The sequence below is a fragment of the Holophagales bacterium genome, from assembly GCA_016719485.1.
GTDB lineage: Bacteria > Acidobacteriota > Thermoanaerobaculia > UBA5066 > UBA5066 > UBA5066.
The window spans coordinates 91,164-112,528 of record JADJZB010000002.1 but is presented as its reverse complement, the minus strand read 5'-3'; the positions used below and the strand labels follow the sequence as shown (position 1 = coordinate 112,528).

The 21,365-nt window shown below is 69.4% G+C and carries 15 protein-coding genes and 2 tRNA genes; 13 read left to right on the top strand and 4 right to left on the bottom strand.

Going from position 1 to position 21,365, the window contains the following annotated elements; genetic code table 11:
* The first annotated feature begins 47 nt into the window (after positions 1–47).
* The 11 genes from ygfK (at position 48) to IPN03_00555 (ending at position 17,255) form a co-directional block, all read left to right on the top strand.
* Positions 48–3,374, top strand: coding sequence for a putative selenate reductase subunit YgfK (gene ygfK / locus IPN03_00605; GenBank protein ID MBK9372261.1), 3,327 nt, complete (start codon positions 48–50; stop codon positions 3,372–3,374).
* Between the two features lie 14 nt (positions 3,375–3,388).
* The gene (locus tag IPN03_00600) at positions 3,389–4,789 is read left to right on the top strand and encodes a purine permease (GenBank protein ID MBK9372260.1); all 1,401 of its coding nucleotides are present in this window, start codon (positions 3,389–3,391) and stop codon (positions 4,787–4,789) included.
* On the top strand, positions 4,789–5,673 hold the full coding sequence (locus tag IPN03_00595) for a hypothetical protein (GenBank protein ID MBK9372259.1): 885 nt from the start codon (positions 4,789–4,791) through the stop codon (positions 5,671–5,673). The genes IPN03_00600 and IPN03_00595 overlap by 1 nt, the downstream gene beginning before the upstream one ends.
* A 27-nt stretch (positions 5,674–5,700) precedes the next feature.
* Positions 5,701–6,894: a knotted carbamoyltransferase YgeW gene (gene ygeW, locus IPN03_00590; protein MBK9372258.1), complete on the top strand. Its 1,194-nt coding sequence runs from the start codon at positions 5,701–5,703 to the stop codon at positions 6,892–6,894.
* 115 nt (positions 6,895–7,009) lie between these two features.
* The gene (locus tag IPN03_00585) at positions 7,010–8,371 is read left to right on the top strand and encodes a pyridoxal-phosphate dependent enzyme (protein ID MBK9372257.1); all 1,362 of its coding nucleotides are present in this window, start codon (positions 7,010–7,012) and stop codon (positions 8,369–8,371) included.
* Between the two features lie 46 nt (positions 8,372–8,417).
* Positions 8,418–9,743 carry a putative aminohydrolase SsnA gene (gene ssnA / locus IPN03_00580; GenBank protein MBK9372256.1) on the top strand — a complete coding sequence of 442 codons (1,326 nt, stop codon included), beginning with the start codon at positions 8,418–8,420 and terminating at the stop codon, positions 9,741–9,743.
* Positions 9,744–9,810: 67 nt separating this feature from the next.
* Positions 9,811–10,755, top strand: coding sequence for a carbamate kinase (locus tag IPN03_00575; protein MBK9372255.1), 945 nt, complete (start codon positions 9,811–9,813; stop codon positions 10,753–10,755).
* Between the two features lie 22 nt (positions 10,756–10,777).
* Positions 10,778–11,977: a diaminopropionate ammonia-lyase gene (locus IPN03_00570; GenBank protein ID MBK9372254.1), complete on the top strand. Its 1,200-nt coding sequence runs from the start codon at positions 10,778–10,780 to the stop codon at positions 11,975–11,977.
* Between the two features lie 88 nt (positions 11,978–12,065).
* On the top strand, positions 12,066–14,633 hold the full coding sequence (xdh, locus tag IPN03_00565) for a selenium-dependent xanthine dehydrogenase (GenBank protein MBK9372253.1): 2,568 nt from the start codon (positions 12,066–12,068) through the stop codon (positions 14,631–14,633).
* 56 nt (positions 14,634–14,689) lie between these two features.
* Positions 14,690–15,661, top strand: a complete 972-nt coding sequence (locus IPN03_00560) for an XdhC family protein (GenBank protein ID MBK9372252.1) — start codon at positions 14,690–14,692, stop codon at positions 15,659–15,661.
* Between the two features lie 532 nt (positions 15,662–16,193).
* Positions 16,194–17,255 (top strand): EF2563 family selenium-dependent molybdenum hydroxylase system protein, encoded by a 1,062-nt coding sequence (locus tag IPN03_00555; protein ID MBK9372251.1) that lies wholly within the window; start codon positions 16,194–16,196, stop codon positions 17,253–17,255.
* A 39-nt stretch (positions 17,256–17,294) separates the two neighbouring features.
* Here IPN03_00555 and IPN03_00550 read toward each other — a convergent pair whose 3' ends face one another.
* The 3 genes from IPN03_00550 to IPN03_00540 all read right to left on the bottom strand — a co-directional run bounded on the left by IPN03_00550 (position 17,295) and on the right by IPN03_00540 (position 20,151).
* A complete protein-coding gene (locus IPN03_00550; protein ID MBK9372250.1) occupies positions 17,295–18,212 on the bottom strand; it encodes a MurR/RpiR family transcriptional regulator in 918 nt (305 codons plus the stop codon).
* A gap of 83 nt (positions 18,213–18,295) precedes the next feature.
* Positions 18,296–19,243 carry a hypothetical protein gene (locus IPN03_00545; protein MBK9372249.1) on the bottom strand — a complete coding sequence of 316 codons (948 nt, stop codon included), beginning with the start codon at positions 19,241–19,243 and terminating at the stop codon, positions 18,296–18,298.
* Positions 19,240–20,151 (bottom strand): hypothetical protein, encoded by a 912-nt coding sequence (locus IPN03_00540; GenBank protein MBK9372248.1) that lies wholly within the window; start codon positions 20,149–20,151, stop codon positions 19,240–19,242. Before IPN03_00540 ends, IPN03_00545 begins: the two co-directional genes overlap by 4 nt.
* 152 nt (positions 20,152–20,303) lie before the next feature.
* On the opposite strand from IPN03_00540, the gene IPN03_00535 reads away from it, so the two are divergent.
* Both IPN03_00535 and IPN03_00530 read left to right on the top strand, forming a co-directional pair.
* Positions 20,304–20,380 (top strand) — tRNA-Lys (locus IPN03_00535).
* A gap of 98 nt (positions 20,381–20,478) precedes the next feature.
* A tRNA-Glu gene (locus IPN03_00530) sits at positions 20,479–20,555 on the top strand.
* A 155-nt stretch (positions 20,556–20,710) separates the two neighbouring features.
* Here the strand turns inward: IPN03_00530 and IPN03_00525 are convergent.
* On the bottom strand, positions 20,711–21,307 hold the full coding sequence (locus IPN03_00525) for a DUF937 domain-containing protein (GenBank protein MBK9372247.1): 597 nt from the start codon (positions 21,305–21,307) through the stop codon (positions 20,711–20,713).
* Between the last annotated feature and the right edge of the window lie 58 nt (positions 21,308–21,365).

Here is a 21,365-nt window from a genome sequence, read left to right as displayed (position 1 = left end):
AATAGGACCTCCACAACCGAACGCCGCCGCCCGAGGAGGTCGCCATCGTGGAAAAGGCCTTCCGTCCCATCCCTCTCGAGCTCCTCGCGCGGTGGGTGTTCGGCGAGCTCGAGTCGCGCGACACGGTCCTCGGGATCCCGAAGGCCTGTGTCGCGCGGCCCGAGCCCCGGTTCGCCTCGCGTCTCCTCGGCCGGGAGCTGGCCGCGCCCCTCGGCGTCGCCGCAGGTCCTCACAGCCAGCTCGCGCAGAACATCGTCGCGAGCTGGCTCTGCGGCGCCCGGTTCATCGAGCTGAAGACGGTCCAGATCCTCGACGAGCTCGAGGTGAGCCGGCCCTGCATCGACTCGGCCGACGAGACCTTCAACTGCGAGTGGTCGCAGGAGCTGAAGCTCGAGCAGTCGTTCGACGAGTACCTCAAGGCGTGGGTCCTCGTCCACGCCCTCGCGCGAAAGCTCGGGCTGCCGGGCCCGGGGACGCTCTTCAACATGAGCGTCGGCTACAACCTGGAGGGGATCCAGAGCCCCCGCGTCCAGAAGTTCATCACCTCCCTCCGCGACGCGAAGGATGCCCTTCCCGACGCGGTCGACGCGGTCGCCGCAGTCTGGCCCGGTGTCCGCGACGTCGAGATCCCGGCTTCCCTCTCCGAGCACATCACCCTCTCGACCATGCACGGCTGCCCGCCGGCGGAGATCGAGCGGATCGCGCGGTACCTCCTCGAGGAGGTCGGCGTCCACACTTGGGTGAAGCTCAACCCGACGCTCCTCGGCCCCGAGCGACTCCGCGGGCTCCTGAACAGCACGTTCGGCTACGGCATCGAGGTCCCGGATGCCGCGTTCGGGCACGACCCGAAGCTCGAGGACGCCCTCCCGATGGTGAAGCGGCTCGCCGCCGCGGCCCGCGCCGCCGGACGCGAGTTCGGCGTGAAGCTCTCGAACACCCTCGAGGTCGTCAACCACCGCCCCGTCTTCCCGTCGAACGAGAAGATGATGTACATGTCGGGGCGGGCGCTCCACCCGCTCACGCTGACGCTCGCCCGGCTCGTCGACGACGAGCTCGACGGCGCGGTTCCGATCAGCTTCTGCGGCGGCGCCGACGCCTGGAACTTCGCCGACCTCGTCGCGGACGGCGTCACGCCGATCACGGTCTGCACCGACCTCCTCAAGCCGGGCGGCTACGCGCGGCTCCAGCAGTACCTGACGAACCTCGGAGAGGCGATGTCCGCCGCGGGCGCGCAGAGCCTCGACGCGTTCGTCGAGAGGACCTCCGGCGGCCGCGGCCGCCGCTGGAACCTGGCCCGCCACGTCGAGCGGGTCGTCGCCGACGGCCGGGGCGGCCGCTTCGCCCGCCGCGAGCGCCCGCTCGTCTTCAAGGGAGACCGCGCCCTCGGCCCCTTCGATTGCATCGCGGCCCCCTGCATGGAGGCCTGTCCCGCCCACCAGAACATCCCCGACTACCTCTGGCTCGTCGCGCACGGTCGAAACGACGAGGCGATCGAGGTCATCCGGCGGTCGAATGCCCTCCCCGGAGTCACCGGCAGCATCTGCGACCACCCGTGCACCGATCGCTGCGTCCGCAATCTCTACGACGCCCCGCTCGGGATCCGGGAAATCAAGCGGTTCGCCTTCGAGAACGGGACGAGCAAGCCCGAGACTGCCGCCGAGGCGAAGGGCGTGACGGTCGCCATCGTGGGCGCCGGCCCGGCCGGGATCTCGGCCGCCCTGAACCTCGCCCGCGCAGGCTTCGCGGCAGAGCTCTTCGAGGCCAAGAGCCACGCCGGCGGCATGGTCGGCGGCGCCGTTCCCCGCTACCGGCTCGACGACGACAAGCTGAAGATCGACCTCGACCGCCTCGCCTCGCTCGGCGTGAAGATCCATTTCGACACTTCCGTCGGCAGGGACGTGTCCCTCGACGATCTCCGCGCCCGCTTCGACTACGTCTTCCTCGGCGTCGGCGCACAGAAGGGAAAGAGGCTCGGCATCCCCGGCGAGAACGCCGAGGGGGTCGTCGACGCGCTCGAGTTCCTCGACGGCCTCCGCGACGGGGTGAAGAGGGACTTCGGCAAGCGGGTCCTCGTCGTGGGCGGCGGCAACTCCGCCATGGACGGCGCCCGGTCGGCGAAGCGCCTCGTCGGCGGCGGAGAGGTCTCCCTCGTCTACCGGCGGACCCGCGCCGAGATGCCCGCCGACCCGGCAGAGGTCCACGACTGCGAGGTCGAGGGGATCGGCCTGAAGGACCTCCTCGCCCCCGCGCGCGTCGTCGTCGAGAACGGCCGCGCCGTCGGGCTCGCCTGCACCCGAATGAAGCTCGGAGAGCCCGACGCCTCGGGCCGCCCGCGTCCCGTCCCGCTCGACGGGAGCGAGGTCGTCCTCCCCGCCGACACGATCGTCACGGCCATCGGCCAGGAGACCGCCCTCGAGTTCCTCGGTGGCACCGCCCTCGACGCGAAGAGGGACGGAACCCTCGCCGCGCGGCTCGAGACGGCCGAGACGTCGCACCCCGGCGTCTTCGCCGGCGGTGACGTCGTCCGCGGCCCCGCCTCGATCATCAAGGCGGTCGCGGACGGCCGCGCCGCAGCCAACGAGATCGCCCGGCGCCACGGCGTCCCGCTGCCCGTCGCCGAGCCGCACCTCACGAAGGGGACACCCGTCGCCGAGATGATGGAGAAGAAGTCGCGGCTCGCGCGTCCCGAGCACGCTCCCGAGCTTCCCGTCGCCGAGCGCGGCGGCTTCGCCGAGGTCCTCCTCTCCCTCGACCCCGAGGCCGCGCGCCGCGAGGCCGCCCGCTGCCTCGACTGCGACGAGGTCTGCAGCCTCTGCGTCACCGTCTGCCCGAACCGGGCGAACCAGGCCTACCTCGTGCCGCCTCTCGCGATCGAGCTCCCGTCGTTCGTGGTCGAGGGCGGCCGCGCCGTGCCGAGGGGAACGACGAACCTGGCGGTCGAACAGGGCGTCCAGATCGTCAACCTCGGCGACGCCTGCAACCAGTGCGGCAACTGCGTCACCTTCTGCCCGACCTCCGGCTCCCCCTACCGTGACAAGCCCACGTTCTGGATCGACGCGGAAGGCTTCGCCGAGGCGAAGGGGGACGCCTTCCGGCTCACGCGCGACGGCCCGTCCGTCGCCATCGAGGCCCGGATCGCCGGCCGCCCCCACCGACTCGAACGTCACCCTTCCCTCGCCGAGTACCGCTCCGACACGCTCCGCGTCGTGCTCGAGCCCGCCACGTGGCGCCTCCTGGACGTCCGGGTCGAGGGCCATCCCGCGGAAGGCGAAGCCCTCGACCTCTCGACCTGCGCCCTCCTCATCGCCCTGCTCCACGCGGAACCCGCGCTTCCCTCCCTCCCGCTTTCCCTCGCCGACACCGTCGGCATCTGAATCGAGGAGACGCCATGTCCGAAAGAAACGCCGTTCACCCGGTCGACGAGGTCCTGCCGCCGACGCGGCTCACCCTCCTCGGCCTCCAGCATGTCCTCGTCATGTACGCGGGCGCCGTCGCCGTTCCGCTCATCGTGGGCGGCGCGCTGAAGCTCCCGAAGGACCAGATGGCGATGCTCATCAACGCGGACCTCTTCGCGTGCGGCATCGCGACCCTGGTCCAGTCGATCGGCTTCTGGCGGTTCGGCATCCGCCTCCCTGTGATGATGGGCGTGACCTTCGCCGCCGTCAGCCCGATGGTCGTCATGGCGACGAACCCGGAGATCGGCCTCCTCGGGATCTACGGCGCCGTCATCATCGCGGGCATCTTCGGAATTCTCGTGGCGCCGCTCATCAGCCGGATGCTCCCGCTCTTCCCACCCGTCGTGACCGGCTCGATCATCACCATCATCGGCATCTCCCTGATGCGCGTCGGCGTGAACTGGGCCGCCGGCGGCAACCCGATGATCAAGAACCCCGCGGACATGGCCGGCCCGATGATCGCGAACCCGGCTTACGGCGCGCCGCTCCACCTCGCCGTCGCAGGGATCGTCCTCGTCTTCATCCTCGTGATCACGAAGTTCGTGAAGGGCTTCTTCGCCAACATCGCGGTCCTCCTCGGGCTCGTCGTCGGGATGATCATCGCCATGGTGCTCGGCAAGGTCAGCTTCGCCGGCCTCTCGGAGTCGGGCTGGTTCGCCGTCGTCTATCCGTTCCAGTTCGGCATGCCGACGTTCGACCTCGTCGCCTGCCTCACGATGTGCATGGTCATGGTCGTCGTCATGATCGAGTCGCTCGGCATGTTCCTCGCCGTCGGCAACATCGTCGGCAAGGACGTTCGCCAGAGCGACCTCTCCGACGGCCTTCGCGTCGACGGCCTCGGCACCCTGATCGGCGGCATCTTCAACACCTTCCCCTACACGTCGTTCTCCCAGAACGTCGGCCTCGTCGGCGTGACGGGGGTGAAGAGCCGTTGGGTCACCGCCCTCGGCGGCGTCATCCTGCTCGCCCTCGGCCTCGTGCCGAAGCTCGCCGTCATCGTCGCCTCGGTCCCGCAGTTCGTCCTGGGCGGCGCCGGGATCGTCATGTTCGGCATGGTCTGCGCGACCGGAATCCGGATCCTCGGCGGCGTCGACTTCGCGAAGAACCGCCTGAACCTCTACATCGTCGCCATCTCCATCGGCTTCGGGATGATCCCGCTCGTCGCGGACAAGTTCTTCAGCCAGATGCCGAAGGGCCTGAGCCCGCTCCTCCACAGCGGCATCCTCCTCTGCTCCATCGTCGCCGTCGCCCTGAACGCCTTCTTCAACCACCTGCAGGGGGCCGAGACCGCGGCCGCCGAGACCAAGCAGGCCTCCGCCAAGAGCGAAGCGTGATGAAGAACTTCCGCAGCCTCCTCCTCGCCCCGGCGGCGCTCCTCCTCCTCGGTGGCGCCTCCGCGGCCCCCGCCGCCGACTGGACCGACATGTTCCTCGGCTACCGCTACTGCTACCACGTCAACGACCCCGCGATCGACCACGACATCATCAAGAACGTCGCCCAGTTCACCACGGCGAACCGCTACTCCCTCGGGAGCAACTTCCTGAACGTCGACGTCCTGATGTCGAACTCCTACGACCCGGCCAACGGCGCGACCTCGGGGGGCGCCCAGGAGATCTACGTCACCTACCGCCACCAGCTCAGCATGAACAAGGCCTTCAAGGCCGGGATCAAGAGCGGCCTCGTCCGCGACGTCGCCCTCACGGTGGGGGCCGACCTCAACTCGAAGAACACGGGGTTCGCGCCCGGCAAGCGGATGATCGTCGTCGGCCCCACCGTGAACCTGAACCCGAAGAAGGGCTTCGCGGACTTCGGCATCTGGTACTACAAGGAGTGGACCCACAACGCCTTCGCCGCCACCGGACAGAGAGATGTCGAGTTCGACGGCACCGTGATGTTCAACCTCACCTGGGGGCTCCCGATCGCGCTCGGCAAGGACGTCGGCTCGACGTTCAAGGGATTTGCCTACGCCACCCTTCCGAAGGGCAAGGACGCCGTCGGGGTCGAGACCGAAACGGAGGTCCTCTCGAGGCTGACCTGGCAGTTCGACGTCGGCGTGCTGCTCGGGGTCAAGAAGGGGACGATCTCCATGGGACCCGGCTACGAGCTCTGGTACCACAAGTTCGGCAACCCCTCGCCGATCCCGGTTCCCGGCACGACGACCACGCGCCCGAACCACACGACCTCGGCCCCGACGTTCCAGGCCGAGATCCACTTCTGACCCCGAGGAAATGAGAGGAGTCACGCCATGACGTCCGCCGCCATCCGCGAATCGCTTGCCGAGTTCCAGGGCCTGAAGAGCGACCTCTTCCAGAAGGACTTCCTCCTGACCTGGGAGCACCCCGAAGAGCAGATCCGGGCCATCCTGGCCCTCGCCGAGACTTTCAAGCGCCTCCACCAGGGGGGGTACTCCTACCGGGCGTTCGACACCGGCCTCGCGATCTCGATCTTCCGCGACAACTCCACCCGGACCCGCTTCTCCTTCGCCTCCGCCGCCAGCGCGCTCGGCCTCTCCCTCGCCGACCTCGACGAGCAGAAGAGCCAGGTCGCGCACGGCGAGACGGTGCGCGAGACGGCGAACATGATCAGCTTCCTGACCGAGGTGATCGGGATCCGCGACGACATGTTCCTCGGCGAGGGGAACAGCTACATGCGCGAGGTCGGCGACGCCCTCACCGACGGCACCGCGCAGGGCGTCCTCCACCGCCGGCCGAGCATCGTCAACCTCCAGTGCGACATCGACCACCCGACGCAGTCGCTCGCCGACCTCGCCTGGCTGAAGACGCACTTCGGCGGGCTCGACAAGCTGAAGGGCAAGAAGCTCGCGATGACCTGGGCCTACAGCCCCAGCTACGGCAAGCCGCTCTCCGTCCCGCAGGGAATCATCGGCCTGATGACCCGCTTCGGGATGAACGTGAGCCTCGCCTACCCCGAAGGGTACGGCCTGATCCCCGACGTGATCGACGTCGCGAAGAAGAACGCCGCCGCGACGGGCGGCTCCTTCGAGATCGTCAACAGCATGGAGGCCGCCTTCAAGGGCGCCGACATCGTCTACCCGAAGTCGTGGGCCCCGTTCGAGGTAATGGGCCGCCGGACCGAGCTCCTGAAGAAGTCCGACAAGGACGGCCTCAAGGCTCTCGAGAAGGAGTGCCTGGCCAACAATGCGAAGTTCACGGGCTGGGAGTGCGACCGGGCGAAGATGAACCTGACGAAGGGTGGCAAGGCGCTCTACATGCACTGCCTCCCGGCCGACATCACCGACGTCAGCTGCAAGGCGGGCGAGGTGAGCGCCGAGGTCTTCGAGCAGTACCGGATCCCGACCTACCAGGAAGCGGCCTACAAGCCGTTCGTCATCAGCGCGCTGATGTTCCTCACCCGCATACAGGACCCCGGCACGAAGCTCGCGGCCATCGTCGACCGTGCCCGAAGCCTTTCCCTCTAGGAGGCCCACCGTGCCGCGCATCTCGCGAACCATCGGGACCATCGACCAGGAGGTCCGTCACCGGACGGCGAAACGCTGCCGGGAACGTGGGATCGTCGTTCCTACCTTCAAGCAGATGCGGGACCCGCGGCTCCTCCCCGCGTCGGCGGCGGCGAAGCTGAAGGGCGTCGGCCTCTGGGACGTGAACCCGGCGAACCTCTTCCGGATCACCTGGAAGAACGACCACGAGACGGGGCTCTTCGGCGGGCCGAACTTCCTCGAGATCCCCCGGGAGATCACCGGCATCAAGGCCCGCGTCGTCGGCCTCGTCGGGAAGTACTTCCCGACGGGGGCCCACAAGGTCGGCGCCGCCTTCGCCTGCCTCGTGCCCCGTCTCGTCAGCGGCGAGTTCGATCCCGAGAAGCACAAGGCCGTCTGGCCGTCGACGGGCAACTACTGCCGCGGGGGCGCGTTCGACTCCGCGGTCCTCGGCTGCACGGCCGTCGCGATCCTCCCCGAGAACATGTCCCAGGAGCGCTTCACCTGGCTCCGGCAGATCGGCTCGGAGGTCATCGCGACGCCGGGCTGCGAGAGCAACGTGAAGGAGATCTACGACAAGTGCTGGGAGCTGAAGAAGGACCCGGTGCACGTGATCTTCAACCAGTTCGAGGAGTTCGGGAACCCGATCTGGCACTACAACGTGACGGGCCCGGCCGTGGAAGAGGCCTACGCCGCGGTCCGCGGGCCGAAGTCGCGCCTCGCGGGTTGGGTCAGCGCCACCGGCAGCGCGGGGACGATCGCGGCGGGCGACTACCTCAAGACGAAGTTCCCCGGAATGAAGACCGTCGCCACGGAAGCCCTCCAGTGCCCCACCCTCCTGTGCAACGGCTTCGGAGACCACCGGATCGAGGGAATCGGCGACAAGCACGTCCCGTGGGTCCACAACGTGAGGAACACCGACGCCGTCGCCGCGATCGACGACGAGGACTGCATGCGCCTCCTCCGGCTCTTCAACGAGCCGGCGGGACGGGAGCTGCTCGTCTCGGCCGGTGCGCCCCAGGCGGCCGTCGAGAAGCTCGACCTCCTCGGCATCAGCTGCATCTGCAACGTCCTCGCCGCGATCAAGGCGGCGAAGTACTGGGAGCTCGACGAGAACGACGTCGTCTTCACCGTCTTCACCGACAGCGCCGAGATGTACCTCTCGCGCCTGGCCGAGCTGAACGAGGCGCGCGGCCCCTTCACCGGGATCGACGCGGCCCGGACCTTCACCGGGAGCCTCGAGAGGCAGTCCGTCGACTACTTCAAGGAGCTGAACTACGCGGACCGCAAGGCGATCCACAACCTGAAGTACTACACCTGGGTCGAGCAGCAGGGGAAGACCTACGAGGAGATCCAGGCCCAGTGGAACCCCGAGTACTGGCGCGAGCTCTTCGAGGACGAGGTCGTCGTCTTCGACAGGCTCATCGACGAGTTCAACGCCGAGGTCGGCCTGGCATAACCGGCCGCGAGCGTCCCTGAACGACGAGAACGACGAGGAGGCCCCGATGCGACTCCTGATCCAGGGCGGAACGATCGTCACCTTCGGCAGTCCGTGCCGGGTCCTCGAGGGGCAGGCCCTTCTCCTCGAGGGGGGCCGCATCGCGCGGATCGCGCCCGCGGGGGAGATTCCGGGCCCGTTCGACCGCGTTCTGGACGCCCGGGGCAAGGTCGTCCTCCCCGGCCTCGTCAACGCCCACATGCACTTCTACTCGACGCTCGTGCGCGGCCTCGGCAAAGCCGCGCCGAGCGGTTGCTTCCAGGAGGTCCTCGAGAACCTCTGGTGGCGTCTCGACCGGAAGCTCTCTCTCGACGACGTCGAGATGAGCGCCCGGATCATCCTGGTCGACGCGATCCGCAAGGGAACGACGACGCTCGTCGACCACCACGCGAGCCCCGGCGCCATTCGCGGCTCGCTGGATCGGATTGCGCGGGCCGTGAAGGACTCGGGCCTGCGCTCGTGCCTCTGCTACGAGGTATCCGACCGCGACGGCGCCGCCGTGATCGACGACGGGCTCGAGGAGAACGCGAGCTTCGCCCGCGCGTGCGCCGCCTCGCCCGATCCGCAGCTGCGGGCGCTCTTCGGGCTGCACGCCGCCTTCACCCTCTCGGACGAGACTCTCGCGAAGGCCTCGCGCCTGGGCCAGGACCTCGACATCGGCTTCCACGTTCACGTCGCCGAGGCGGCGTCCGACGTCGCCTCGAACCGGAGACGCTACGGCCGGAGCCCCGTCGAGAGGCTCGTCGCGCACGGGATCCTCCGCGAGGGAAGCATCGCCGCCCACGCGGTCCACTGTGACGACGGCGACAAGGACCTTCTCGCCGCGAGCGGCGCCTGGGTCGTCCACAACCCGCAGTCGAACCTGAACAACGCGGTCGGCATCGCCGACGTCGTCGGCCTCGTCCGCCGCGGCATTCCCGTCGGCCTCGGGACCGACGCCATGACGGTCGCCATGCTCGAGGAGCTCCGGGTCGGCCTCTGGGCGCAGCACCTGCGCCAGGAGAACCCGAGCTGCGGCTTCATGGAGCTGACGGGCGCCCTCGTCGTGAGGAACCCCGAGATCGCCTCGCGGCTCTGGGGATTCCCGATCGGCACGCTCGCCGAGGGGGCCGCGGCCGACGTCATCCTCGTCGACTACCACGCCCCGACGCCGCTGAACGACTCGACCGTCCTCGGTCACCTCGTCTTCGGTATCTCGCAGGCGGGCGTCGACACGACGATCTGCGGCGGGCGGGTCCTGATGCACGGACGGCAGCTCGAGGTCGACCTCGACGAGGCCGCCCTCGCGGCGGACAGCCGCCGGCTCGCCGCGGCACTCTGGGAACGTTTCTGACCGAAACAGTCGCCATTCACACGAAGACGGTCGCGGCGCCAGGCCGCGACGAAACGAGGAGGCTCACGTGACAAGGACGGCCGTCATCGCCATCGGTGGCAACTCGCTCATCACCGACAAGGAGCACCAGACCGTCCCCGACCAGTACCTGGCGGCCGCCGAGACGTGCCGGCACGTCGCCCCGCTCCTGAAAGACGGCGACCTGCGCCTCGTCATCACGCACGGTAACGGGCCGCAGGTCGGTTTCATCCTGCGCCGCTCCGAGCTCGCACTGAAGGAGCTCCACATGGTGCCCCTGGACTCCTGCGTGGCGGACACGCAGGGGGCGATCGGGTACCACATACAGCTCGCACTCCACAACGAGTTCCGGAAGCTCGGTATCGAGAAGGGTGCCGCCACCGTCGTCACCCAGTGTCTGGTCGACCGGGAGGACCCCGCCTTCGCGAAGCCGAACAAGCCGATCGGCTCGTTCCTTCCGAAGGAGCAGGCCGACCATCACCGCGCGGCGGACGGCTGGGACGTCGTCGAGGACGCGGGCCGCGGCTGGCGGCGGGTCGTCGCCTCGCCTGCTCCGAAGTCGATCCTCGAGCTCGAAGCGGTGAAGAGCCTCCTCGATGCCGGATTCGTCGTCGTGGCGGCGGGGGGCGGGGGGATCGCGGTCGTCGAGGACGCCGCCGGGAACCTGACGGGCGCCTCCGCGGTCATCGACAAGGACCACGCGTCGAGCCTGCTGGCGCGAGAGCTGGGTGCCGACCTCCTCGTCATCTCGACCGCCGTCGAGAAGGTCTGCCTGAATTTCGGCAAGCCGAACCAGGTCGACGTGGACAGGATGACGGTCGCCGAGGCGAAGCAGTACGTCGCCGAGGGGCACTTCAAGCCGGGCAGCATGCTCCCGAAGATCCAGGCCGTCATCGCGTTCCTCGAGGGCGGCGGCCGCGAGGCGATCATCACCGACCCCGCGCACCTCAGCCTCGCCTTCGCCGGGAAGACCGGCACCCACGTCGTTCCCTGACCCCGACGCCTGGAGGCCGAAGATGAACGCCACGATCCTCGCCACGGAAGCGACGCTCCTCAAGAACCCGCTCGCAAAGCCGGAGCACCGCTGGCCGGCTCCCGACCCCTCGGTCTGGATCTTTCACCGCAGGATGCCCGCGTACCGCGCCACGACGCTCTACGACTGCCCGGAGCTCGCCCGCCGCTACGGCGTCGGTCGGGTCCTCGTGAAGGCGGAGACGCAGCGGCTCGGCCTGCCGAGCTTCAAGATCCTCGGGGCATCCTGGGCGACGTACCGCGCGCTCAGCGACCACCTCGGGTTCGAGCCGGAGCCGTGGGCGAACATCAACGACCTCTCCCGCCGCATCGGCTACCTCCGCCCCTTCTCGCTGGCAGCGGCGACGGACGGCAACCACGGCCGCGCGGTCGCCTTCATGGCCCGGCTCCTCGGGTTCGGTTGCCGGATCTTCGTCCCCGCCGGCACCGTGCCGGCCCGGATCCACGCGATCCAGAACGAGGGGGCCGAGGTGACGGTCGTCGACGGCGACTACGACGCCGCCGTCGCCCGCTCGGCGGAGGAGGCGAGCGACAAGTGCCTCGTCATCTCCGACACCTCCTGGCCCGGGTACGACGTGACGCCCCGGCGGGTCGTCGACGGGTACACGACGATCTTCATGGAGATCGAGCAGGCGCTCGCGGCCGCCGGGATCGGCGCGCCCGACGTCGTCGTCGTCCCCATGGGCGTGGGCGCCTTCATGTCGGCCGCCGTCAGCTACTACCGGAGCCGGCCCTTCAAGGGGGCGCTCGTCGGGGTGGAGCCGGCGGACGCGAACTGCATCCAGGTCTCGGCGAAGGCAGGAGCGATGACCGCCGTCCCGGGGCCCCACCGCTCGATCATGGTCGGCCTCAACTGCGGCCTCCCGTCGCCCGTCGCCTGGCCGAGGGTTTCGACCGGCGTCGACTGGATGGTCTCGATCGGCGACGAGAGGGCCCGCGAGGCGATGCGGGGGCTCGCGGACTCGGGAGTCGTCGCGGGCGAGACCGGAGCGGCCGCGCTCGGCGCGCTCGCCGCGCTCCACGGCGACGGCTCGACGGCCGAGTTCCGCGACAGCGGCCTCCTCGGGCCCGACAAGACCGTTCTTCTGATGATCACGGAAGGGGCGACGGACCGCGGGAATTACCAGGCCGTCGTCGGACGGACGCCCGAAGAGATCGGAACGATTCTCACCGTGGCCCGCTGAACGACGCACCGGGGCCCCGGATGGCCCGGGGCCGCACGACCTGGAAACGAGAGAGCTAGACTCGATTCGCGCCGGCGAGAGGTGAAACATGGCGAACTTCCAGGTCAACGGTCAGGACGTCAGCTGCGGCAAGGACGTGAACCTCCTCGAGTTCCTCCGGGAGGACCTGAACGTCACCTCGGTGAAGAACGGCTGCTCGGAGGGGGTCTGCGGCGCCTGCATGGTCCTCGTGGACGGCAAGGCCACCCGCGCCTGCCTCCAGAAGATGGACAAGCTCGAAGGGAAGAAGGTCGTCACCGTCGAGGGGCTGACGGAGCGTGAGAAGGACGTCTACACCTACGCGTTCGCCAGCGCCGGGGCGGTCCAGTGCGGGTTCTGCATGCCCGGGATGGTGATCAGCGCCAAGGGGATCGTGGACGCCCACCCGGAGCCGACGCACGACGACCTCGCGAAGGGCCTCGCCACGAACCTCTGTCGCTGTACCGGCTACGTGAAGATCGAGAAGGCGATCGTCGACTCGGCGCGGATCTTCAAGGAGGGGGCCGCGGTTCCGGACGGTCACGAGGCCGCGCTCGGCGTGGGCGCGAGGATCCAGCGCGTCGACGCGCGGGAGAAGGTCCTCGGCGCGGCGGTCTACGTGGACGACATGAAGGTCCCGGGGATGCTCCACGGCGCGGTGCTGAGACCTCCGAAGGCGCGGATCCTCCTGAAGGGGATCGACGCCTCCGAGGCGCTCGCGATGCCGGGCGTCAAGGCCGTCCTGACGGCCGCCGACGTCCCGGGCGACCGCTTCCACGGCCACATCATCCACGACTGGCCCGCCATGATCGCCGTCGGCGAGGAGACGCGCTACGTCGGCGACGCCATCGCCCTCGTGGCCGCCGAGACCCGCACCCAGGCGAAGGCCGCTGCGGCGAAGATCGTGCTCGACTACGACGTCCTCCCGCCTCTCGTCGACCCGAAGCGGGCACTCGACGAGGACGCCCCGAAGCTGCACCCCAAGGGGAACCTCCTCGCGTCGTCCCGGCTGAAGCGCGGCGACCCGGACAAGGCGATCGCCGAGGCCGCGATCGTCGTCCGGAAGAAGTTCCGGACGCCCGAGACCGAGCACGCCTTCATGGAGGTCGAGAGCGCCCTGGCCATTCCCGGCGAGGACGGGACGCTCACCGTCTACACCGGGACGCAGAGCATCTACGACGACTACAAGGGGATCGTCGGCGTCCTCGGCCTCCCGCCCGAGAAGGTCAAGGTCATCAGCGCCTACGTCGGGGGCGGGTTTGGCGGCAAGGAGGACCTGATCGTCCAGCACCACGCCGCGCTCCTGGCCTGGAATCTCAAGGTCCCGGTGAAGCTGACGCTCGACCGGCAGGAGTCGATCCGGGTCCACCCGAAGCGCCACGCCTTCGAGATGGACTACGTCGTCGCCGCCGACGCCGACGGCCACGTGACCGCCGTGAAGGCCGACCTCCTCCAGGACACCGGCGCGTACGCCTCCCTGGGAGGTCCCGTTCTCCAGCGCGCCTGCACGCACGGGGCGGGGCCCTACAAGATCGCAAACGTCGAGATCGTCGGCACCGGCGTCTACACGAACAACCCGCCCGGGGGCGCCTTCCGCGGCTTCGGCGTGACGCAGTCGTGCTTCGCGATGGAGTCGTGCCTGAACATGGTCGCGAAGGAGGCGGGGCTGACGCCGTGGGAGGTCCGCTGGCGGAACGCCTGCGGGCCGGGCGACATCCTCCCGAACGGCCAGCTCTGCGACGAGGGGACGGGCCTGAAGGAGACTCTCCTCGCGGTGAAGGAGCTCTGCGAGAAGCGCCCCGACGCAGGGATCGCCTGCGCCATGAAGAACGCCGGGATCGGCGTCGGCCTCCCCGACGTCGGCCGCGTGCGCCTGAAGGTGGAGAAGGGGAAGGCGGTCATCTACACGAGCGCCGCCTGCATGGGCCAGGGGCTCGCCTCCGTCCTCGAGCAGTTCGTCGCCGAGACCGCCGGCCTCTCCTGGGGCCAGATCGCCGTCGCGCCGCCCGACACCTCCAACTCCCCGAACAGCGGGACGACGACCGCGTCCCGGCAGACCCTCTTCACCGGAGAGGCGGCCTGCCGGGCGGCCGCCGACCTGAAGAAGGACCTCGCGACGGCGACGCTCGCCGAGCTTGAAGGGAAGGAGTACTACGCCGAGTTTTCCGGCGTCACCGACCCCTTCGCGAGCGACAAGGAGAACCCGGTCAGCCACGTGGCCTACTCGTACGCCACGCACGTCGTCCTCCTCGACGCGAACGGGATGCTCGAGAAGGTCGTCGCGGCGCACGACGTCGGCCGGGCCATCAACCCGGTCCAGGTGGAGGCGCAGATCGAGGGGGGCGTCGTCATGGGGCTCGGGTACGGCCTGACGGAGGACTTCCCGCTCAAGGACGGCGAGCCGCAGGTCAAGTACGGAACGCTCGGGCTCTTCAAGGACTCGAAGGTCCCGCCGATCGCGTCGGTCATCATCGAGAAGAACCCCGACCCGAAGGCGTTCGGGGCCAAGGGCCTCGGCGAGATCGCCACCATCCCGACGGCCCCCGCGGTGGCGGGTGCGTACTTCAACCGCGACGGGATCTTCCGGACGGACCTCCCGCTGGCGGGGACGCCCTACAGCCGGAAGAAGAAGGAATGAGCCTCCTGCTCCTCGAGACGCTCCTCGCGGCGCGGGGCCCCCTCGTACTCTGCACGGTGATGCAGGTGAAGGGCTCGGCCCCGCGACACGCCGGCTCGTGGATGCTCGCCGGTCCGGAGGGTCTCGTCGCGGGCTCCGTCGGAGGCGGGAAGGGGGAGTCGCTCGTTCTCACGGCGGCCCGGGAGGCGCTCGCCGACGGGAAGGCCCGCGTCCTCGAGGTCGAGATGCAGGGGAACGAGGCCGAGGGGATGGACATGATCTGCGGCGGGACGAGCCGGGTGCTCGTCGAGCTGCTCGTGGCGAAGACCGTGTACGAGGTCGCGCGAGACCTCCTTCTCCACGGCGAACGTGCGGTCCTCGCTCGGCGGTTCGCGACGGGCGAGACTTTTCTCATGGACGGGAGCGGCCGCTGGGTCCCCGGCCTGCCCGAAGACGCGGACCCGGAAACGGCCCATCGCGCGCTCGATCGCGGCAAGCCCGTCCTCGAGACGGAGCAGGGCCTCTTCTACGACCCGCTCCTCCCGCCCGAGAAGCTCCTGATCCTCGGCGGTGGTCACGTCGGCCGGGCGTTGGCTTCGGCCGCCCAGCCGCTCGGCTTCGCCGTCACCGTCGCCGACGACCGGCCGGAGTTCCTCGTCCCCCAGAGATACCCCGCGGGCGTCGCGACCCTCTGCGGCAGCTACGCGGAGATCGTCGACCGTTTTCCGTTCGACGCATCGACCTACGTCGTCATCGTGACGCGGGGCCATCGCGCGGACCTCGAGTCGCTCCGCGCCGTCCTCGAAAGAACGTGGCGCTACGCCGGGCTGATCGGGAGCAGACGAAAGGTCCGCCTCCTGACCGAACAGGTCCTCGCGGACGGGTACGACCGCGCCCGGGTCGAATCCGTCCACACGCCGATCGGCCTCGACATCGGCGCGGAGACCCCCGAGGAGCTCGCCGTCTCCATCGCAGGCGAGCTCGTCGCGGTGCGCCGCGGGGCCACGAGCCCCGGTCTCTCCGGGGGGGCGCGACGAAACGCGTCCTGAGGCTCGCGGACCTCCTCCTGCCCTTCCTGCCCGACGGGAAGGGTGTCGTCGCGTTCGTCGGAGCCGGTGGAAAGACGACCCACCTCCTGCACTTCGCCCGGGAACTGGCTGCGAATGACCGGCCCGTCCTCGTGACGACGACGACACACCTCGCCGACCCCCGCGGGGAGGAGAACACCTTTGCCCGCATCCTCCTCCGCCCCGACCTGGAGCATTCGGCGACGCCCGGCTCGGCGCCCGATCCCGAGCCGCTCGGGGGAGTGACGCTCCTCGTCTCCCGCCCCGCCGACGAGCCCGGGAAGCTGAAGGGAATCCACCCGTCGAGGATCGCCTGGCTGCGCACGGCGTGGGATCTCGTTCTCGTGGAGGCCGACGGGTCGAAGCGGCTCCCGGTCAAAGCCCCCGCGTCCCGGGAGCCGGTCGTGCCGGACGGCACCGACCTCGTCGTCGGGGTCATCGGCCTCGACGCACTCGGCGAGCCGATGGACGAGCGCACGGTCCACCGTCCGGAGCTCTTCGCCTCCGTCACCGGATGCGCTCCGGGACACGCCATCGGCTGGGACCACCTCGTCGCCCTGGCGCGCCACCCCGACGGCCTCTTCAAGGGAACCGGCTGCCCGCGCGTCGTCCTCCTCAACAAGGTGGACGCGTCTCCGTTCCTGCCGTCGCCCGGCCAGCTCGCCGGCCTCGGCGCCGACCTCGTCCTTCTGAGCGGCACGGCCGACGGCGGGCGGTCGTACTACACGGCACGGCGGGAGCGGGTCCCGTGACCCTCGTCGCCGGTACTCTCGTCGTCGTGCGGGGCGCCGGGGACCTCGGCACCGGCTGCATCGTGAGGCTCGTCCGCGCCGGCTTCCGCGTCGTCGCCCTCGAGATGGAAAAGCCGTGCGCGATCCGCCGGGCCGTGAGCCTTTCGGAGGCGATCTACGACGGCGAAGCCACGGTCGAAGGGATCCGGGGCTTCCGGTGCGAGGCCGCGCCCGGAGCGTGGGGGCCGCTCGAGGTGCCGATCCTCGTCGACCCCGAGGCCCGCTCGGTCGCGCGATTCATGCCCCTCGCGCTCCTCGACGCCATCGTCGCCAAGAGGAACGTCGGCACCCGGATCGACATGGCCCCGATCGTCGTCGCGCTCGGGCCGGGGTTCGAGGCGGGGCGCGACGTCCACGCCGTCGTCGAGACGAACCGTGGCCACGACCTCGGCCGCGTCATCCTCACGGGCGCTGCGGAGAGAGACACCGCCGTGCCGGGGCTGATCGCGGGCGCGGGCCGGGACCGCGTGATCCGCGCGCCGGCGGCGGGCCGCGTGGCCGCGATCCGCGAGATCGGCGACCTCGTCCGCGCGGGCGAGCCCGTCCTGTCCGTCGGGGGCGTAGGGGTCCGGGCGACTCTGGACGGTGTCGTTCGGGGACTGATCCGGCCGGGGTCGGAGGTTCCCGCGGGCTTCAAGGTCGCCGACGTCGACCCGCGCGGCGCCAGAGAGCACTGCTTCTCGGTCTCCGACAAGGCCCGCGCCGTCGGCGGGGGCGTCCTCGAGGCGATCCTGGCGCTGGCGCCCGGACCGGACTGGACCGCGACAGCCCCACGGCCCCTGTAGTCACTCTTCGCCTGCCCGACGCTTTGGCTCGCGAACGTCTCAGGAGTCGCGAGGCTTCGGCGGCCGCACGACGCGGATCGCACCCGGCTGCATCGGAAGCCAGTGCTCCACGAAGAGCGGCTGAGCCACTTCGTCGGCGGCCTTGATCCGGCGGGAAGTCCCGGCGGTGTCCTTGGAGGCGACCGCGATCGCGAGGGCGTGGGACAGGACGGAGAACGTCGAGAGGCCGAAGCCGAAGAGGAAGTCCTCCGCCGGGAGGACGATCGTCACGCTCGCGGATCCGGCGAGCGGCGACTCCCTCCGGTCGCTGAACGCGAGGACCGGAATCCCGCATCGCTTCGCGAACGCCGCCGCGTCGACCGTCTCACGGCTGAACGGGGCACAGCTGACGACGACGAGGAGGTCCCGCGTTCCGAGGTTCGCCACCTGGCTGGAGAAGTCGGACGGGATCGCCGCAATGCACGGGAGGCCCGCCTGGGTCAGGTTGAATGCGAGCACCTGGCACATCACGTGTGACACGCCGCGCCCCAGGAGGAGGCGGTGCTCGGCCGTCGTCAGGAGCTGCGTCGCGGCCTCGAGCATCGAGCCGTCGAGGGTCTCCAGCATCCTGTTCAGGTTGTCCTGGTCCCGCCGGACCACCTCCGAGAGAGCCCAGAACGGGTTGGTCGGCGCTTCGAGCGCCTCGAGAGGATCCCCTTCCGAGCGCACCTGGCAGGCGGCCCTGAGCGCGTCGCGGAACTCGCTGAATCCGCGGTAACCGAGGCGCTTGGAGAACCTCGCAACGGTGCCGATGCTCACGTTCGCCCGCTCGGCCATCGACTCGATGCCCCAGAGGGCTCCCAGGAGCGAGTCGGACATGAGTGCGTCCGCGATGCGTCGCATCGCCTCCGGGAGGTCGTGGTAGGCCTCCTTGAGACGGGCCTGAACGTCCGGAAGCTCTTTGTCCGCGGCTTTCATCAGCCGGCCATTCTACCGCCGTTGCGACGAAGCCCGCCGCCCACCCGGCCCTCGAACGGGCCGGGTGGGCGCGGACTCTCCCCTCACGGTAGCGGAACGTCCCTGAAGACGAACGTATGCCTCACGAGGCTCTTGTCGGACTGCATCAGGACCTTCATCGTCCAATCGGGCTTCGGCTTTTCGCCCCAGAACTCGAGAATCGTGAATCCGGCCTCGTCGGACTTCCCGTTGAACTGCGGGTTTCCCTCGCCGTCCGCCATCTTGAAGTCCTGGATGGCCTTCTTGGGGTCCTTCACGCGGAGGACGATCTGCCCCTCGCCCCCCTTCGGGAACGAATCGACGGCGTATTCGACCATCGACTTGATCGTGTCCTCGTCGGTGACGCCCTCTTTCCTCGCCTTCGCGCGCTCGGCATCTCCGGCCTTCTTCCGCTCGGCTTCGATCTGCGCCTGCGAGAGCACCGAGATCTCGACGCCGTTCGCCTTCAGCGCCGCGTGGGCGAGGGGCTTGCCCGCCATCGAGAGGATCTTCGGAAAGCCTGCTTCGCCGTTCGGGTCGCGCCCGGGAATGTAGAGCTCGATCTCGCCCGAGACCTCCTTCAGGATCGTCGCCTTCCGCGGAGGGTTCTTCAGCTCTGCGAAGACGATCGTCGGAGGCGCGGGCCCTTCCTTGGGCTTGCCGAACGAGCCCCGCTGCGTCGGCTCGAGACGGGCGTCGGCCGCGTCCTCGCGGACCAGGTTCGTCCCGAGGTCGTCGACGGCCTTCATCACGACGACGCGCGACGCCCTCGCCTCGTGTGCCGGGATGTCGGGAAGCTCGATCCCAAGCGTGCAGCGGGGGAAATGACCCTCGGAGCGGCGGTCCTGCACCGTCTTCAGCGTGGCGTTCGCCGGGGTCGCCTTTGCCGGGGCGGGAGCCGAAGTCTTCGCGGCCGCGGCCGGCTTCGGCTTCGCCTTCGATTGCGCGGCGGCGGGAGCCGCGGCGAGGGCCATCACGAGGAGGAGCGGGAGGGGATTGCGGGCGGCGTTCACGGGAGCCGGACCTCCTTGATGTCGAACGGCACGGAGACGATGGCCTTCTCGGTGAAGAGGCTGAGGACGAGGACGGCGTCCTTCGGCAGGGCCTTCTTCACGTCGATCTGCTTCAGGACGACGTCCTTGTCGGTTCGCGCGGAATACCCGCCAGTCTCTATCAGCTCTCCCGACGGGGTCTCGAGCCAGAGCTCCTGGATCTTCTCCTCGCTCGCCTTCGAAATCTGCAGGTAGAGGCCGTGCTCGGGGAAGTCCGACTCCCCCATCTCGTCGAAGGCTTTCGCCATCTCGATCAGGGGCCCGATCTCCTCGTCCTTCATTCCGCGCTCCTTCGCCTCGGCGCGGATCTCGGCGATCTTCTTCTCGTCGAGACGGTTCTTCTTCCGGGCCTCCACGTAGCTCTCCTTCGACAGGACCGTCAACTCGACCTTCGCGGCCTTGAGACCCTTCGAATCGGCCGGCTTACCCACCCGGGCGAGAAAACCCGGAACCTTGACGACGCTGCTGGGGTCCCTTCCGGGCACGAACAGGTCCGCCGTCCCCGAGATCCGCATCGACGTCGCGCTCCGCGGAGGACTGTCGAGAGCGACCTGGATGTTCCCGGCGTTGCTGTTGCGGTCGCTGAACTCGGCAGGGCGGGCTTTCGGGTTGACGAGGTTCTTCCCCGAGTCGTCCTTTGCCTCCTTCACCCGCATCCGCGCCGACTTCACCCCGTCGAGCCCTTCCCCGGCGAGGTTCAGGGTCAGCACGAGCCCGCCCGACCCCATCCCGTCCGAGATCCGGTCGTCGACGACGTCGGTAAGGACGACCTTCACGTTGCTCTGCCCCGCCGCCGGCAGGGCCGCGCACAGAACGACGAACGCTCCGGGCGCAACGACACGACAAGCCGCGAATCGTTTCATGGTCACCTCGAGATCTTGCGACCGATTCTAGACTACCGCGCCTTCCCGGACGCCGGCCACACCGTGACGTTCGTCACGGCATCTCTGCCGGAACGCTGCCCGAACGCATCTCGAGGAGAGAGCACCCCCGGCCCGGACGCGGTAACATCCCCGCCGGCGGGCCGTTAGCTCAGTTGGTTAGAGCATCTGCCTTTTAAGCAGGGGGTCCCGGGTTCGAGTCCCGGACGGCCCACCAGTCACTCCGCCTGACACTCTGTTCTTCGGGCCTGCGGGCCCGAGCCACCGGCCCGTGGTAAATTCCATTCGTCGCCGAAAGGCGATCCTGCCTCAGGCGCCCCCATCGTCTAGCGGCCTAGGACGCTACCCTTTCAAGGTAGAGATCGCGGGTTCGAATCCCGCTGGGGGTACCACCTTTTCCAGACGGGTCGGAGCGCGTCTCCCTCCCCGCTCGCGGGCAGAGCGGAATGAGCCGACCGAACCCTCCCCGTTCCCACGAAGAGAGCCGCCGGCTCGTTCGCCAGATCTTGTCCCGCGGGGGACCCGTATCGCGGGCCCTCCGGCGGATTCAGCGCATGAGCTTCCCGGCCATGCCGAGGATGTCGTCGAGAGCGTTCCCGTCTCCGTCGAGGTCGAGGAGCGAGCCGAGGCCGCCCGACGCGCCGGCGCCCGGAGCGGACGAGCTGCGGGCGCCGCCACCCATGAGGCCGCCGAGAAGGTCGCCGAGGCCGCCGCCCGAGGAAGGCGCGGCGACTGCCCCGCCGCCCCGCCTCGCCATGTAGCCGGTGACGAGCATCGCGAGCATCGGGAGCATCTTCTTGAGGATCGACGGGTCGAGGCCCGACGTCGCGGAAGCGTTTTGCGCCACCGCGCGGCTGACGTCCTTCGTGCCGAAGATCTGCCCGAGGACGTCGTTTCCGAGGTTCACGTTCGTGGGCTGAGGCGAGAGGACGTCGTCGAGCAGGCCCCCGCCGCCGAGCTGGCCGAGGAGCCCGCCGAGTCCCTCGAGGCCCGAGGGCTGAGCCTGCGCCTGCTTCTTGAATCCGCCGAGGATCGCCGGGGCGAGGGCCTCGGCTCCTTTCGCGGCCTGGGCCTCGCTGATGCCGAGCTCCCGCGCCATCGACTGGAGGCCGCCCATCTGGGCGAGAATGTCGGTGATCTGCATCCGTCTTCTCCTGTGCTCCGGGGTACGGCCGGTGTTCAGTCGAGCAGGTCCTTCGGGA